This window comes from Propioniciclava sinopodophylli, from assembly GCF_004324755.1.
Taxonomy (GTDB): Bacteria; Actinomycetota; Actinomycetes; order Propionibacteriales; family Propionibacteriaceae; genus Propioniciclava; species Propioniciclava sinopodophylli.
The window spans coordinates 71,709-87,697 of sequence record NZ_SDMQ01000006.1 but is presented as its reverse complement, the minus strand read 5'-3'; the positions used below and the strand labels follow the sequence as shown (position 1 = coordinate 87,697).

Genomic DNA, 15,989 nt, shown 5'->3' with positions numbered 1-15,989 from the left:
GTCGAAACCCGGGGCTCTCGGCGTCGAAACCCGGGGCTCTGGTCGTGCCTCCCGCTTCGCCGCGGCGGAGGGGCCTCAGCCGTGGGAAGCCAGAACGGCGTCCACGTCGGCGGCGGTCAGCGGGATGCCGGGGAACTTCGCGAACCGGCGCAGCGGCGCGCCACCCACGACGGCGATGACCTCCTCAGGCAGCGAGAACCCCTGACCGCCGGGCACCCGGGCCAGGAGGGCGGCCCACGCCTGATCGTCGGCCATCCACTCGGCCAGCGTCGACTCGGCGTGCAGCCTGACGCGGCGCGCAGGCATGTCCAGGCGGAGCTCCTGCACCAGCGGCAGGTCCCGCACGTTCGGGCCCGCCTCGATCGTGAACAGACCCGACTCGACGACCCACCGGTCGTGCACCTCCGACCAGAACGCGAAGGCCCGCGAGTCCAGCGGCAGGGTGACCGTGCGCGACTCCCCCGGCTCGAGGCGCACCTTGGCGAAGGCACGCAACTCGCGCGGCGGTCGCGGCACGGACGCAGGCGCGTTACCCACGTACACCTGGACGACCTCGCTCCCGGCGCGTTCGCCGGTGTTGGTGACGGTCACCTGCACGACGATGCGCAGGTCGCCGGACGCCGGCGTCCCGGTCACCTTCGCGACCAGCTTGTCGTAGGAGAACGTCGTGTAGCCCAGCCCGAACCCGAACGGGAAGGCGACCTCCCGGTCGGCGGCGTCGAAGCCGCGATAGCCCACGAAGACGCCCTCGCCGTAGTCCACGTGACCCGACTCGCCCGGGAACATCAACGACGAGGGGTGGTCGGCCAACCGGAGGGCCAGCGTCTCGGTGAGGCGCCCGGACGGCTCGGCGTCGCCCACCAGGACGTCGGCCAGCGCCAGCGCGCCAGCCTGCCCGCCCAGCCATCCCTCGAGGAGCGCCGCGCACTGGTCGGCCCACGGCGCGACCTCGACCGCCGCACCGTTGGACAGCACCACCACGATCGGCTTGCCCGTCTCGGCGAGCTCCGCCAGCAGCGCCAGCTGCACGTCGGGCAGCCGCAGGTGGGTGCGGTCCACGCCCTCGGTCTCCTCGGCGTCCGGCAGGCCCAGGCACAGCACCACGACGTCGGACGCCTCGGCCGCGGCCACCGCCTCGTCCACCAGCGCGTCGTCGGACTCGCCCGAGAGCAGGAAGCCGGGCGCGAACGTGACCCGCCGCCGGGACGCCAGCGTGTCGACCAACCGCTCCACGCGCGTGGCGTTCACCCTCGACGACCCCCCGCCCTGGAAGCGCGGCGTCCGGGCGAACTCGCCGACCAGCGCCACGCTCGCGCGCGGGGCCAGCGGCAGGACGCCGTCGTTGGCCAGCAGCACCATCGACTCCCGCGCCGCCTCGCGGGCGAGCTGGTGGTGCTCGGCCTCGTCGACCGGCGTGGTGTCACGCACGGCGTCCATCGCACGCTCGGTCAGCGCGAGGATGCGCGCGGCTGCCAGCTCGAGGATTTCGCGGCTGAGCTGGCCCGACTCGACGGCCGCGGCGACCTCCACGTCGGAGTTGCCCTGCTCGTGCGGCATCTCCAGGTCGAGGCCGGCCACCAGCGACTCGACCCGGTCGACGACCGCGCCCCAGTCGCTGACGACGGCGCCGTCGTAGTCCCAGTCGCCGCGCAGGACGTCGGTGAGCAGCCACGGGTTCTCGCTGACCAGCGTTCCGTTGAGTCGGTTGTAGGCGCACATCACCATCCATGGGTGCGCCGAGCCGATGACCGTCTCGAACGCGGGGAGGTAGATCTCGCGCAGGGCCCGCTCGCTGACGCGGGCGTCCACCCGCATGCGGTCGGTCTCCTGGTTGTTGGCGGCGAAGTGCTTCACGCACGCGCCCACGCCCTGGGACTGCAGCCCGTAGACCATGGCGGACGCCAGCCTGCCGGCCACCAGGGGGTCCTCGCTGAAGTACTCGAAGTTGCGCCCGCACAGCGGCGAACGCTTGATGTTGATGCCCGGGCCGAGGACGACGTCGACGCCTTGGGCGACGGCCTCGCGTCCGAGCGCGGTACCGACCCTCTTCAGCAGCGCCGGGTTCCAGCTGGACGCCAACCCGACGGCGGGCGGGAAGCAGGTGGCCGGACGACTCTCGCCGAGCGCGGCGGTCTCCTCCACGCGCAGCCCGTGTGGCCCGTCGGCCATGTGGACGCGGGGGACGCCGAGGCGCTCCACGCCGCTGGTGTGCCAGTTGCCGTCACCGCAGACGAGCTTGCTCAGTTCCTCGGTGGTGGCCTGGGTGATGACGTCGTCGACTTCGAAGCCCATGCTCCATGATCCCACGCGGAGAGGCGTCGCGAAGGGTCAGGCGATGCCGCCGCCGACGAGCATGCCGATCGCGTAGGTGATCGCCATGGCGAGGACGCCGCCGCTGACCACCCGGACCACCGCCGGCAGGACCCGCGCGCCTCCGATCCTGGCGCTGAGCACGCCGGTCAAGACCAGCGCACCCACGACGGCGCCCGCCGTCGCCCAGACCCGGACCGACGGCGCGGTGAGCACCATCACCAGCAGGGGCACCAGCGCGCCGAGCACGAACGCACCCATGGACGCCCCTGCGGCGTGCCACGGGTTGACCAGCTCGTCGGGGTCGATGCCCAGCTCGGCCTCGGCGTGCGCGCCGAGCGCGTCGTGGTGGGTCAGCTGGGTGGCGACCTGGTGGGCGAGGTCGGGGGTCAGGCCCTTGGCCTCGTACAGGGAGGCGAGTTCGGCGAGCTCCTGGTCGGGCAGGTTCTCCAGCTCCCAGCGCTCCCGGGCGAGCAGGGCGCGCTCGCTGTCGCGTTGGGCGCTGACCGAGACGTACTCCCCGACCGCCATCGACAGCGCCCCCGCGCTGAGGCCTGCGACGCCCGCGACGAGGATCGCGAAGGAGTCGGTCGTGGCGCCGGCCACACCCATCACCATGGCTGCGACCGAGACGATGCCGTCGTTGGCGCCCAGGACGCCCGCGCGCAGCTTGTTCAACATCGAGCTGTGGGACCCGCCGCCCGTCTCTGCGGCGGTGTGCCCGGCGACGGCGGCGGAGGTTGTGACGGGGCCGGTCATACCTGGACTCTGCACCCGAAATGGGGCGCTGGCAACGAAGGATAGGCTCCCCTACCGGCCCCTCGAGTGGCTGTGCACGGCTCAGGTGCGCGCGCCCCCGAGACTCGATGGGCGCACCCCAGGGACCCGTCAGGCGTCGCCGACGGCAGCCACCAGCGGCGCCTCGGAGACGACGCGCCGCAAAACCTCGGAGCGCTCCTCGTCGGTGAGGCCATCCAGCGCTTCGTTGACGGTGGCGACGTGCAGGTCCAACCGCGAGCGGGCGGGCTCGTACAACCAGGCCCGGCCGTCCAGTTGGCGGGCGACCACGCCCTTCTTCGCGAGGCGGTCCAGAACCGTCATGACCGTCGTGTAGGCGATCTCCCTGCCCCTGGCCAACTCCTCGTGCACGTCACGCACCGGGGTGGGGGCGTGGCGGGCCCACAACACGTCCATCACTGCGTGTTCGAGGTCACCGAGGATTGGCATGGACACCATGGTAACCACAAAACTTGACCGACTACGACATGCAGTAGTACATTCCCGCCATGAGTCCGGAAACCATTGCTCGCTGGCAATTCGGGATCACGACGGTCTACCACTACTTCTTCGTACCGGTGACCATCGCCCTGTCGCTCCTGGTCGCAGTCATGCAGACCATGTGGTATCGCTCGGGTGACGAGAAGTTTCTCCGCCTGACCAAGTTCTTCGGCAAGTTGTTCCTGATCAACTTCGCCATGGGTGTCGTCACCGGCATCGTGCAGGAGTTCCAGTTCGGCATGAACTGGTCGGAGTACTCCCGCTTCGTGGGTGACATCTTCGGCGCCCCCCTCGCCCTGGAGGCCCTGCTGGCCTTCTTCCTCGAGTCCACCTTCCTCGGCCTGTGGATCTTCGGCTGGGACAAGCTGCCCAGGAAGCTCCACCTCATGGCCATCTGGCTGGTGGCCATCGGCACGATGCTGAGCGCGGTCTTCATCCTCGCGGCGAACAGCTTCATGCAGAACCCGGTCGGCGCCACCTACAACCCGCTCACCGACCGCGCCGAGATGACCGACTTCCTCGCGCTGCTCACCAACCCGGTGTTCCTGGCCACCTTCCCGCACACGCTCGCGGCCGCCTACATGACGGCGTCCGGCTTCGTGCTCGCCGTCTCCGGCTGGCACCTGGCCCGCCTCAACAAGGCCAACCGCACCGCGCAGGAGGACGCCGACGTCGACGCCTACCGCTGGGCCGCCAAGCTGGGCGCCTGGATCCTGCTCGTCTCGGGCGCCGCCGTGATCCTGTCCGGCGACTTCCAGGGCAAGGTCATGTACCAGGTGCAGCCCATGAAGATGGCCGCCGCCGAGGCGCTGTACGAGACCGCCGGCGGCGACGGCGAGATGGCCCCCTTCTCGCTGCTGACCATCGGCACGCTGGACGGTTCGCGTCCGCTCTTCGAGCTGCACGTTCCCGGCGTCCTGGGCCTGCTCGCCAAGGGTGACCCGTACGCCCAGATCCCCGGCATCCGCGACCTCGAGGCCCAGTACACCGCCGAGCTCGCCAGCGCCGAGTTCAACCTGCCGGTCGACGGCGGCGAGAACGCCCTGCAGGCCGCCTACGCGGACAAGCTGCGCACCGTGGGCATCACCGAGTTCGTCCCGAACATCCCGGTCAGCTACTGGAGCTTCCGCATCATGATGACGCTGGGCTTCATCGCGATGGCGATCGGCGCCTACGCGCTGTTCGTCCTGCGCAAGGGCAGGCTGCCCAAGCCGTCCGCGTTCTGGAACGTCCTGATGTTCACCGCCGTCCTGGCGCCCCTGTTCGGCAACAGCTTCGGCTGGATCTTCACCGAGATGGGCCGCCAGCCGTGGATCGTCGCGGGTGTCCTGCCCACGGCGTCCGCTGTGTCGCCGGGCGTGAGCGCGGGCGAGGTGTTCCTGACCATGGTGCTCTACACCGTCATCTACGGCGCCCTCGCCGTGGTCGAGATCGGACTGATGAACAAGTACGTCCGGCTCGGCCTGCCCGCCGAGGTGCCCCCCGTCGAGATCAAGGGTGAGGACGACGTCCTCTCCTTCGCGTACTGAGAAGGAGTGATCGGACATGCTTCTCCCCCTCGCCGCTGAAGCCAGCAACCTCCAGGTCGTCTGGTACATCCTCATCGCCGTCTTGTGGATCGGGTACCTCATCCTCGAGGGATTCGACTACGGCGTCGGCATGCTCATCCCGTTCCTCGGCAAGACCGAGAAGGAACGCCGCGTCATCGTGAACACCGTCGGCCCGCTGTGGGACGGCAACGAGGTCTGGCTGCTCACCGCCGGTGGCGCCACCTTCGCCGCCTTCCCGGGCTGGTACGCGACGTTGTTCTCCGGCCTCTACCTGCCGCTGTTCCTGATCCTCGTCGGCCTCATCATCCGGGGCGTGTCGTTCGAGTACCGGGCCAAGAACCCGGACGCCCGCTGGCGCAACACCTTCGACTGGATGGCGGCCACCGGCTCCTTCATCGTGTCGCTCGTGTTCGGTGTCGGGTTCGCGAACTTCATCATCGGCATGCCGGTGGCCCTCGCCGAGGGCAGCAACCACCTGCACGTCTTCACCGGTGGCTTCTGGAGCCTGTTCAGCCCGTTCGCCCTGCTGGGCGGCGTGGTGCTCGTGGTGCTGTTCCTGTTCCACGGCGCGAACTTCCTGGCGCTGAAGACCAAGGGCGTCGTGCACGACCGCGCCAAGGCCTTCTCGGCCAAGGTCGGCCTGGCCGCCATCGTCGGCGGCGCGATCTACCTGGTGTGGGCGAACATCGCCTACGGCTGGGGCGCGATCGGGTGGGTGCTCACTGTGCTGGCCGCCGCGGGCCTCATCGGCTCCTGGCTCGCCATCCGCGCCGGGCGTGACGGCTGGGCGTTCGTTGCTACCACCGTGACGATCCTGCTGGTCGCCGTCTGGATCTTCGGCCGCATGTGGCCGAACCTGGGCTTCGACAACTCCGCCGCCGCGATGCCGCTCGACCGCGTCACCGCCGCGTCCACCGACCTGACCCTCACCATCATGACCGGCGCCGCCGTGGTCTTCGTCCCGATCGTGCTCGCCTACCAGGCGTGGACGGTGTGGATCTTCCGCAAGCGGATCAGCACTCACAACATGCCCGACGACGTGGCGGTCGCCGCCTAGTCTGTGGGGGTGCCCAAGGAAGACAACGGCAGGGGCGGCGTCCGGCCGGACGCCGTCCCTTCCGTTGCGTCCGGGGGGTCGGACGCCGTGGGCCCGACGGACGCCCCCGCCCGGCCCCGGGCGTCCGGCCCCATCGACCCCCGCCTGCTGCGCCGCGGGCGGGCCACCGCCGGCTACATGGCCGGCGGCGTCCTCATCGGCTGCCTCACCGCGATCCTGACCGTCCTTCAGGCGTGGGTGCTCTCGCGCGCGATCGCGGGCGTCTTCGACGCAGCTCCCGGCCTCGACTACACCTCCCCCGTGCCCGGCACGGGCGCGTGGCCCGCGCTCGGGGGGATCATCGCCACCCTCGCCGCGATCTTCGGCGGCAAGGCGTTGCTCGCCTGGCTCAACACCCTGCTCGCCCACCGCGCCGCCGCCTCCGTGAAGTCGCGCCTGCGTCGCGACGTGATGGCCGCACGGTTGGCGTCGCCGCTGGACGACCGCACCTCCTCGGCCGGCCTGGTCAACCTGCTCACCGTCGGCCTGGACGCCCTCGACGGCTTCTATGCCAAGTACCTCCCGCAACTTCTGCTGGCGGTGACGGTGCCGCTCATCGTCGGCGTCGCGATCCTGACCGCCGACCTGACCTCGGCGATCATCGTCGCCCTCACGCTGCCGCTCATCCCGGTCTTCATGATGCTCGTCGGCTGGACGACCGAGGCCCGCACCGCCCGCCGCTGGCGCACCCAGCAGCGCCTCGCCCGGCACTTCGCCGACCTGGTCGCCGGCCTCCCCACCCTGCAGGTGTTCGGGCGGGCCAAGGCCCAGGCGATCGGCCTGCGCAAGACCGAGGACGCCCACCGCGCCGAGACGATGGGCACGCTGCGCATCTCGTTCCTGTCGGCGCTGGTGCTGGAACTGCTGGCCACCCTGTCGGTGGCCGTCGTCGCCGTGACCATCGGGTTCCGGGTCGTGCACCACGAGATCGATCTCGCCACCGCCCTGTTCGTGCTGATCCTGGCCCCCGAGGCGTTCCTGCCCGTGCGCCAGGTGGGCGTCCACTACCACGACGCCGCCGACGGCATGGCCGCCGCGCAGCAGGCCTTCGACGTGATCGAGGGCGCTGAGGCCCCTGACGTGCGAGCCGAGGAGGCCCCTGAGGTGCGAGCGCCAGCGAGCCTCGAAGGGCCGGCCGCCACCGCCCTCGTCCGCGTGGACGCCGTGGGCCACACGTACCCGGGGGCGTCCGGACCGGCCGTCACGGGGGTGTCGTTCGACGTCGCGCCGGGCGAACTCGTCGTGCTCACCGGGCCCTCGGGCGGGGGCAAGACGACGGTGCTGAACGCGCTGGTGGGCTTCCTCTCCCCCACCACGGGAACGGTGCAGGTGCCCGAGCGCCGGCGCATCGCGTACGTGGGCCAGAACCCCGGCATGCTGGCCGGCACCATCGCCGACAACGTCCGGCTGGGCGACGCAAGGGCGTCCGACGCCGGAGTGGCCGACGCCCTCACCCGCGCCGGCGCCCCCGGCATGGACCCCGCCCGCACCGTCGGCGACGACGGCGAGGGGCTGTCGGCGGGCGAACGCCGCCGCGTGGCGACCGCCCGCGCGCTGGTGCGCATCGACGCCGGCGCCGACCTGATGCTGCTCGACGAGCCCACCGCCGGGCTGGACGCCGAGGCCGAGGAGGCTCTCCTGCGCAGCCTGCGCGCCACCGGCGTGGCCGCGGTCGTGGTGTCCCACCGGCCCGCGGTGCTGGCCGAGGCCGACCGGGTCGTGGTGATCGGGGGCTCCGCCAACGGCGAGGGGGGCGCATCGTGATGGACCTCGTCGCCCGACTCCTGCGGGCCGCCCCGGGCGGCTGGGCCCGCATCGCGCTGGCCGTGCTGCTCGCGGCGTGCGCCTCCTTCTCGTCGGTCGCCCTGATGGGGGTGTCGGCGTGGCTCCTGTCGCGCGCCGCCGAGCACCCGCCCGTCATGTACCTGACCGCCGCCGCAGTGCTGGTGCGCGCGTTCGGCATCTCCCGCGGCGTCTTCCGCTACCTCGAACGGCTGGTCGGCCACGACATCGGCCTGCGCCTGCAGTCCGCACTGCGGCTGGACACCTATTCCACGCTCGCCCGCACCACCCTGCTCGGACGCCGGCGCGGCGACCTCCTCACCCGCGTGGTGGCCGACGTGGACGCCGTGCTCGACCTGGTCGTCCGGGTGCTGCTGCCCTTCCTGTCGGGGCTCTTTGTGATCCTCGCCACGACGGTGGTCATCGGGGTCTTCTCGTGGCCGGCGGCCTTCGCCCTGCTGCTCAGCGCCGTGCTGGCCGGCGGGGTCGCCCCGTGGCTGGCGGCGCGGCTGTCCGCCCGGGCGGACGCGGCGTCCGTTCCCGCGCGGGGAGAGCTGGCCAACGTCGTGCACGAGCTCGCCCGGACGGCTCCCGACCTGGTGGCCTACGAGGCCGACGGAGCGGCCCTGGACCGCCTGGCCGAGGCCGACGCGAAGCTGGCCGCCATCGACGCCCGCGCCGCCTGGACGCGCGGGCTCGCCACCGCCGTGCAGGCGCTCGCCGCCGGGGTCGCCGTCGTCGCCGGACTGTGGTTCGGCACGCAAGCCGTCCGCGCCGGCACGCTCGACCACACGATGCTCGCCGTCCTCACTCTGGTGCCGCTGGCCCTGCACGAGGTGTTCAACGACTTCACCAAGGCCGCCCAGACGTGGACGCGCGCCCGGGTGGCCCTGGACCGCGTCCGCGAGGTGCTCTCCACCAATGCCGTCGGTTCCGGCGACCTACCGGCGTCCGACCCCGTCGCGGTGCCCCGCCTGGCCGTCCGCGACCTCACGATCGGCTGGCCGGGGGCCGCACCGCTGGCGTCCGGCCTCGACTTCACCGTGGGGCCGGGCGAGCGGGTCGCGCTCGTGGGCCCCTCGGGGGTCGGCAAGACGACCCTGGCGGCCACGGTGCTCGGGCTGATCCCGCCGGTGGCCGGCCGGGTCGAGGTTGAGGGACGCGTCGGCTACCTCGCCCAGGACACCCACGTCTTCTCCACCACCGTCAGCGAGAACGTCCGCATCGGCAACCGCGCCGCGACCGAGGACGACGTGGCGGACGCCCTCGCCCAGGTCCGCCTCGACGTCGACCCCGGACGCCTCGTCGGCGAGTTGGGCACAGCGCTGTCGGGCGGCGAGCAGCGACGCCTGGGGCTGTCGCGGCTCGTGGTGGGCGACGCCCAGGTGCTGGTGCTGGACGAGCCGTCCGAGCACCTCGACCCCGGGACCGCCGACGCCCTCCTCGACGACGTGTGGGCGCAGGCGTCCGACAAGCCGCTGCTGGTGATCACCCACGACCCCGGCGTCGTGTCCCGCTGCGACCGGGTGGTCCAGCTGGGCTGATTTCACCGCCCCAGGGGCTCTCGGCGCACAGGACCGGGGCTCTCGGCGTAAGACACCGGGGCTCTCGGCGCAGGGGGGCGCTCCGAGGGTCGCTCAGCTCCCATCTCGGGGGCTCGGCGCATTACGCAATGGAATCGTCTCGTTATTCGGCCTTCAACTTGTCGTGCCGCGTTCCGCCGTGCTTAGGTGTACCTAAGTTAGGCAACCCTAACCTTCCGATCCCCTCTGGAGAACCATGAACCGCCTCACCCGCGTGGCCCTTCCCGCCGTCGTCGCGACTTTGGCCCTCGCCGGCTGCTCCGCGTCCAGCGCGACCCCGGCCGGCTCGACTGCCGCCCCGAGCGACTCCGCTCCCAGCACGATCTCCATCACCCACAAGCAGGGCACCGCCGAGGTCACGAAGAACCCGGCGAAGGTCGTCGTGCTCGACTGGGCCGCCCTCGACACCATGGACGAGCTCGACCTCGAGGACCGCGTCGTCGGCATTGCCCAGTCCGCCGCCATGCCCAAGGCCCTGGACACCTACGCCGCCGTCAAGACCGTCGGCACCGCCCAGGAGCCCGACCTCGAGGCCATCGCGGCGCTCGACCCCGACGCGATCATCATCTCCGGCCGCTCCGCCGCCAAGTACGCCGAGCTCAACCAGGTCGCCCCGACGATCGACCTGAGCTCCGACAACGCCAAGCCGATCGAGTCGCTGAAGACCAGCACCCAGGCCCTCGGCGACCTGTTCGACGTGCGCGCCGAGGCCGACGCCGAGCTGGCCGAACTGGACAAGGTCATCGCCGACGCCAAGGGCGCGGTGAAGACGGACGCGCGCTCGCTGATCCTGCTCACCTCCGGCGGCAAGGTCTCCGCGTTCGGGCCCGGCGCCCGCTTCGGCGGCCTGATCCACGACGTGCTCGGCGTCCCCGCCGCGTCGACCGACCTCGAGGCGTCCCAGCACGGCCAGGCCGTGAGCTTCGAGTTCATCGCCGAGACCAACCCCGAGGTGCTGTTCGTCATCGACCGCGACGCCGCCATCGGCCAGGAGGGCGCCGCGGCCAAGCAGGTGCTCGACAACCCGCTCGTCGCCCGCACCCCGGCGTGGACGAACGACAAGGTCGTCTACCTCGACGGCTCCGACTGGTACACCATCGGCTTCGGTCTGGACTCCACCGAGCGCATGGTCAAGGCCGTCCAGGACGCCCTGAGCTGATGAGCGTCCTCGCCCCCGCCCGCACCCCCGCGAGCACCACGGCACCACGGACCGCCGTCCGCGCGCGCAGCAACGCTGCGCTCGTGGGCGGCGTCGCCGCGCTCGCGGTGCTCGCGGCCGTGTCGCTGTTCGTGGGGGTGGCGGACGTCTCCCTCGGCGACGTGCTGTCGGGCCGCGCCGACTACGAGCTCATCGCCGTCAGCCGCATCCCGCGCACGCTGGCGCTCGTGCTGGCCGGCGCCGCCCTGGCGACCTCGGGCCTGATCATGCAGTTGCTGACCCGCAACGTGTTCGTCGAGCCGTCCACCGCGGGCACGCTCGACTTCGCGACGCTGGGCCTGCTCGCCTGCGCGCTCTTCTGGCCTGACGCCCCCGTCCTCGTGAAGATGGTGCTCGGCACCACCTTCGCGCTGATGGGCACCGCAGTCTTCCTCCGCATCCTCAAGGTCGTGCCCCTCAAGGACGTCCTGATCGTGCCCCTGGTGGGCCTCATGCTCGGCGGCGTCATCGGCGCCTTCGCCACGTTCATCGCCTATCGCACCGACCTGATCCAGAGCCTCAACGCCTGGACCACCGGCGACTTCTCCGCCGTCATCGCCGGCCGCTTCGAGCTGCTCTGGATCGCCGGCGCCCTCGTCGTCGTCGCCGGAATCGTCGCCGACCGGTTCACCGTGGCCGGCCTGGGCGAGGCGTTCACCACGAACCTCGGGCTCGACTACCGGCGCACGATGACCATCGGCATGACCGTCGTCGCCGTGACCTCCGCCACGGTCGTGATCACCGTCGGCGCGCTCCCCTTCCTCGGCCTGGTCGTGCCCAACGTCGTCCGCGCCGCCATCGGCGACAACGCCCGCCGCTCGGTGCCGTGGGTGGCCCTGCTCGGCGCGGCCCTCGTCCTGCTGTGCGACCTGGTGGCGCGCCTGGTCATCCACCCCTTCGAGCTGCCGATCGCCACGGTGCTCGGCATCGTCGGCGCGGTGGCGTTCCTGATCCTGCTGTCCCGGAGGCGCGTCCGTGGCTGAGACGCTCACCGCCCGCCCCACGCACGACCTGCCGTCCGAGGGCTCCTCTCGCGCCCGCGCCGGGCTGTGGTCGCGCCCGGGCGTCCGGCTCGGCCTGCTGGTCGCGCTCGCGGCGGCCAGCGTGGCGGTCTACCTGCTCACCGGCCTGTCTGGCAACCTCGGCTTCATCCTCGGACGCCGCGCGGTCACGCTGGCCACGCTCGTCCTCGTGGCGACAGCGGTCGGGGTGTCGACCGTCCTGTTCCACACGGTGACGGCCAACCGGATCCTCACCCCGTCGATCATGGGGCTCGACTCCCTCTACATCGCGCTGCAGACCGCGGCTGTGTTCGTGTTCGGCGCGTTCGGGGCGTCCACCCTGCCGGCCGTGCCGATGTTCGCCCTCGAACTGCTGGCCATGGTCGCGTTCTCGCTGCTGCTGTTCTCTCTGGTGATGGGACGCTTCGGGCGCAGCCTCACGCTGATGCTGCTCGTGGGCGTCCTCGTGGGCGGCATGTTCCGCGGGGTGTCGTCGTTCCTGCAGCGGCTGATGAGCCCCGAGGACTTCCAGGTGCTGTCGGACCGCTTCTTCGCCGACTTCACCGGCGCCGACCCGGCCCTGCTCGGCGTCAGCGCGATCGTCGTCGGCGCCCTCACGCTCGCCGCATGGCTCGCCCGGCACCAGCTGGACGTCGTCGGCCTCGGCCGCGACCTCGCGATCTGCCTGGGCATCAACCACCGGCGCCTGACGATGGTCGTGCTGGTGGGAGTGGCGCTCATGGTCGGCACCTCCACCGCGCTGGTCGGGCCCACGATGTTCTTCGGCCTGTTGTCCAGCCACCTCGCCTACCGGGCGCTCGGCACCCAGCGGCACGCCTGGACGATCCCCGGCTCGATCCTCGCCGGCACCGTCGCCCTCGTCGGGGGCCAGTGGGCGTTCGAGAGGGTGCTCGGGCTGGAAGGTAGCCTGTCGATGATCGTCGAGTTCGTCGGCGGCATCACGTTCATCGTCCTGTTGTTGGCTGGAGGTCGTCGCCGGTGATCATCGCCACGCATGTCAGCGCGGCCTACGGCGAGACCATCGTCGTCGACGACGTCAGCATCCTCGTGCCCAAGGGCGGCGTCACGGCGCTCGTGGGGCCCAACGGCGCCGGCAAGTCGACGCTGCTCGCCGTCATGGCGCGCCTGATGGGCGCCAAGGCGGGCACAGTGTCGGTGGACGGCCTCGACGTCACCACCACCCCCTCGGAGGTGCTGGCCAAGCGGCTGGCGATCCTCAAGCAGGACAACCACCCCGGCATCCGCCTCACCGTCCGCGACCTGGTCGGCTTCGGCCGCTACCCCCACAGCAAGGGGCGCCTGACCGACGCCGACCGCGTCCACGTGGAGCAGGCCCTCGACTGGCTCGATCTGACGGGCATGGGCGACCGGTTCCTCGACGAGCTGTCCGGCGGCCAGCGCCAGCGGGCGTTCGTCGCCATGGTGCTCGCCCAGGACACCGACTACATCCTGCTCGACGAGCCCCTGAACAACCTCGACATGGCCCACGCGGTGTCGATGATGAAGCGCCTGCGCAAGGCGGCCGACGAGCTGGAGCGCACCATCGTGGTCGTCCTGCACGACCTGAACGCCGCCGCGGTCTACGCCGACCACATGGTCGCGATGGCCGACGGGCGCGTGGTGGCCGCCGGCAAGACCCCGACCCTGATGCGCGAGGGGCTGCTGAGCGACGTGTTCGGTCTGCCCATCGAGGTGCACGAGGTCGCCGGACGCCCCCAGGCCGTCTTCTACGCGCGCTGACCCCGCGGCCTCCGGGCCCCGGACATGCCTCGACCGGGGTACCTCATACGTACCCCGGTCGCCGTGGTTCCCATTCCATCGGGCCGGACGCCGCGGGCGTGGGAGGCGCGCCGGTCGGGGCCGCGTGCGGGGACGCCCGGAGGTGCGCGGACGGCGTCGTGCCTAGTCTGGGCGGGTGAACAAGCGCCTCTCGGACTCGCCGCGACCACACGCTCCCCTCGCCTACCCCGACATCGCGATGAGCCGCGCCCTGGCGCGCTTCAGCGACGACCTGGTGAAGATCCCCGGCACGGACATCGGCATCGGGGCGGACGCCGTGGTCGGGCTGATCCCGGGCGTCGGGGACCTCATCGGGACCGGCCTGTCCAGCGCCATCATGGTGGACGCCGTGCGTCAGCGCGTCCCGATCCCCACCCTGGCGCGGATGGGCTTCAACCTGCTGCTGGACACCGGGCTCGGCTTCGTGCCCGTCGTCGGCGACGCCGCCGACGTGGTGCACCGGGCGAACCGCAAGAACTACCGCCTGCTGGAACAGGCCGTGGCCCAGGGCAAGCACGTCGACGTGAGCGCCAAGGGCTACCTCGGCATGGCGATCGCCACGGTGGTCGGCTTCGTGCTGGTGTCGCTGGTGCTGGTGGGCCTGCTGATCTGGGCCATCGTCGCCGGCCTCGGCGCGCTCCTCCCCTGACGCAGAATCACCGAGGACTCGCCCAACTACCGCCGAGGACTCGTGGTCGTCATGACGACCACGAGTCCTCGGCGGTAGTTGGGCGAGTCCTGGGCGGAGCCGGGGGTCAGGGCAGGATCAGAACTTGCCCTGCTCGATCAGCGCGGTGCGCTCGGCCTGCAGGTGCACATCCTTCTCGTACGTCTTGTAGAACACGAAGAAGTAGATCGCGTTGATGAAGTACGGGATCGAGACCAGCAGCAGGATGGTGAGCGGCAGGCTGCCGATCGCCTTGGACACGTTGCCGAGCACGAGGCTGTAGACCACGTTGATGCCGCCCTGGATCAGGGAGAACAGCACGGCGAACGAGGTGGCGGACAGCTGCTTGGGGCAGACGGAAGACACCATCGGGAGGACACAGCCGGAGAAGCCGATGGAGAAGATCAGGCCCATGAGGAAGACGAGCACGTAGTAGACGATGCTCGGGTCCTGCAGCACCTGCTGGCCGTCACCGGACTGGATGCCGGGCGTCCAGACCTTGTAGAAGTACATGGTGATCGCGATGATCGAGCCGAAGAGTACGGCGTAGATCTGGAACAGCATGATGCGGCCCTTGTGGCCGAACTTCTTCACGAAGACATCGGCGAGGAAGCCACCAATGAGTGCGGAAAGCATCGCACCGATCTGGAAGACCGTGTAGAGGTAGGAGCCGTTCTTCACGCCGAAGCCCATGTCGCGGGCCCACACCTGACCCATGAAGCCGAAGAGCACCAGTGAGGTGACCAGCAGCAGCATCGGGGCGATCAGGGCGATGGTCGGGATCTTGAACAGCTTGACGGCATCGGCGAGCGAGAACAAGCCGGCCTCGGACTTGAGCTCGTCGGCGTTCTCCTTCTCCACCTTCTTGGGCTCGTTCACGAAGATCAGGATCAGGATGCCGGAGACGATCGACAGGACGCCCATGGTGATGAAGGCGTAGCGCCAACCGTTGGGGTCGCCACCGAACTGGCCGAGCGCCGGGGTCATGACGAAGCCGAGGGCGGCCGACGTCGCACGGACGGTGCCGAACGCCTTGCCGCGCTCGGAACGCTTGTACAGCGAGCCGAGCAGGCCGTTGAGGATGGGCTCGGACGCCACGGTGCCGACCAGCGAGATGCCGTACAGGACGAGCAGCATCGTCCAGGACTGGGCAAAGGCGGCGCCAAGGGTCCACACGCCCCACAGGCCGGTGACGATGAAGAGGATCAGCTTGCGGCCGAAGCGGTCGGCCAGCATGGCCCAGACAGGGCCGAAGATCATGCGAGCGGCGTTGCCGAGGGCGTTCAGCAGACCGAGTTCGGCGTCTGAGAGGCCGAACGCGTTCATGATCTGCGGGAAGAACGTCTTGGAGACGCCACCCTCGGAGTTGTCGATGGACTGCGAGACGCCCAGCGCGATGGTGGCGCCCACGCGCCCCTTCGGCGGCACGAAGTCCCTCTCGTCGTCGGTCTCGTCGCCGTCGACGACCGTGACGCCGGCGGGGGTCACGGCGGCCATGTCATCGGTGCCGGGAACCTGGGTCGACCCGCCCAGTGGATCGCCCTCGGGGCGGTAGTTGTTGTCAGGCATCTGCCCAGAACCTTTCTTCGATGAAAACCTGTTCTTCGCCGAACCGTCCCGCTACCGTCCACACGGCTCCTGCGGCGCGGGCCTTCGCTCGGCTACGAGCAGTATCACCACGCGCACACCGTTCCGCCGCAGAACGCCGCAAGTTGCCATCGGTT

13 protein-coding genes are annotated in these 15,989 nt (G+C 70.7%); 9 read left to right on the top strand and 4 right to left on the bottom strand.

The window, feature by feature from the left end; translation table 11 throughout:
* Nucleotides 1-75: 75 nt before the first annotated feature.
* From ET989_RS07470 to ET989_RS07460, 3 genes are all read right to left on the bottom strand, one after another.
* Nucleotides 76-2,292: a glycoside hydrolase family 3 C-terminal domain-containing protein gene (locus tag ET989_RS07470; protein WP_131167917.1), complete on the bottom strand. Its 2,217-nt coding sequence runs from the start codon at nucleotides 2,290-2,292 to the stop codon at nucleotides 76-78.
* 36 nt (nucleotides 2,293-2,328) lie between these two features.
* Nucleotides 2,329-3,069 carry a VIT1/CCC1 transporter family protein gene (locus ET989_RS07465; protein ID WP_131167916.1) on the bottom strand — a complete coding sequence of 247 codons (741 nt, stop codon included), beginning with the start codon at nucleotides 3,067-3,069 and terminating at the stop codon, nucleotides 2,329-2,331.
* 129 nt (nucleotides 3,070-3,198) lie between these two features.
* Nucleotides 3,199-3,537 carry a BlaI/MecI/CopY family transcriptional regulator gene (locus tag ET989_RS07460; RefSeq protein WP_131167915.1) on the bottom strand — a complete coding sequence of 113 codons (339 nt, stop codon included), beginning with the start codon at nucleotides 3,535-3,537 and terminating at the stop codon, nucleotides 3,199-3,201.
* A 59-nt stretch (nucleotides 3,538-3,596) separates the two neighbouring features.
* On the opposite strand from ET989_RS07460, the gene ET989_RS07455 reads away from it, so the two are divergent.
* From ET989_RS07455 to ET989_RS07415, 9 genes are all read left to right on the top strand, one after another.
* The gene (locus ET989_RS07455; RefSeq protein WP_131167914.1) at nucleotides 3,597-5,117 is read left to right on the top strand and encodes a cytochrome ubiquinol oxidase subunit I; all 1,521 of its coding nucleotides are present in this window, start codon (nucleotides 3,597-3,599) and stop codon (nucleotides 5,115-5,117) included.
* 16 nt (nucleotides 5,118-5,133) lie between these two features.
* A complete protein-coding gene (gene cydB / locus ET989_RS07450) occupies nucleotides 5,134-6,195 on the top strand; it encodes a cytochrome d ubiquinol oxidase subunit II (protein WP_131167913.1) in 1,062 nt (353 codons plus the stop codon).
* Between the two features lie 177 nt (nucleotides 6,196-6,372).
* Nucleotides 6,373-7,998 carry a thiol reductant ABC exporter subunit CydD gene (cydD, locus tag ET989_RS07445; protein WP_131167999.1) on the top strand — a complete coding sequence of 542 codons (1,626 nt, stop codon included), beginning with the start codon at nucleotides 6,373-6,375 and terminating at the stop codon, nucleotides 7,996-7,998.
* Complete coding sequence (gene cydC, locus ET989_RS07440; RefSeq protein ID WP_131167998.1) at nucleotides 7,998-9,560, top strand: thiol reductant ABC exporter subunit CydC; 1,563 nt, start codon at nucleotides 7,998-8,000, stop codon at nucleotides 9,558-9,560. The genes cydD and cydC overlap by 1 nt, the downstream gene beginning before the upstream one ends.
* 235 nt (nucleotides 9,561-9,795) lie before the next feature.
* A complete protein-coding gene (locus tag ET989_RS07435; RefSeq protein WP_131167912.1) occupies nucleotides 9,796-10,758 on the top strand; it encodes a siderophore ABC transporter substrate-binding protein in 963 nt (320 codons plus the stop codon).
* A complete protein-coding gene (locus ET989_RS07430) occupies nucleotides 10,758-11,780 on the top strand; it encodes an ABC transporter permease (protein WP_131167911.1) in 1,023 nt (340 codons plus the stop codon). Before ET989_RS07435 ends, ET989_RS07430 begins: the two co-directional genes overlap by 1 nt.
* Nucleotides 11,773-12,801, top strand: coding sequence for an iron chelate uptake ABC transporter family permease subunit (locus tag ET989_RS07425; RefSeq protein WP_206662265.1), 1,029 nt, complete (start codon nucleotides 11,773-11,775; stop codon nucleotides 12,799-12,801). Before ET989_RS07430 ends, ET989_RS07425 begins: the two co-directional genes overlap by 8 nt.
* Nucleotides 12,798-13,559, top strand: coding sequence for an iron ABC transporter ATP-binding protein (locus tag ET989_RS07420; RefSeq protein WP_131167910.1), 762 nt, complete (start codon nucleotides 12,798-12,800; stop codon nucleotides 13,557-13,559). The genes ET989_RS07425 and ET989_RS07420 overlap by 4 nt, the downstream gene beginning before the upstream one ends.
* Before the next feature lie 175 nt (nucleotides 13,560-13,734).
* A complete protein-coding gene (locus ET989_RS07415) occupies nucleotides 13,735-14,247 on the top strand; it encodes a DUF4112 domain-containing protein (protein ID WP_206662264.1) in 513 nt (170 codons plus the stop codon).
* 117 nt (nucleotides 14,248-14,364) lie between these two features.
* On the opposite strand, the gene ET989_RS07410 is transcribed toward ET989_RS07415, so the two are convergent.
* Complete coding sequence (locus ET989_RS07410) at nucleotides 14,365-15,834, bottom strand: MFS transporter (RefSeq protein WP_131167909.1); 1,470 nt, start codon at nucleotides 15,832-15,834, stop codon at nucleotides 14,365-14,367.
* Between the last annotated feature and the right edge of the window lie 155 nt (nucleotides 15,835-15,989).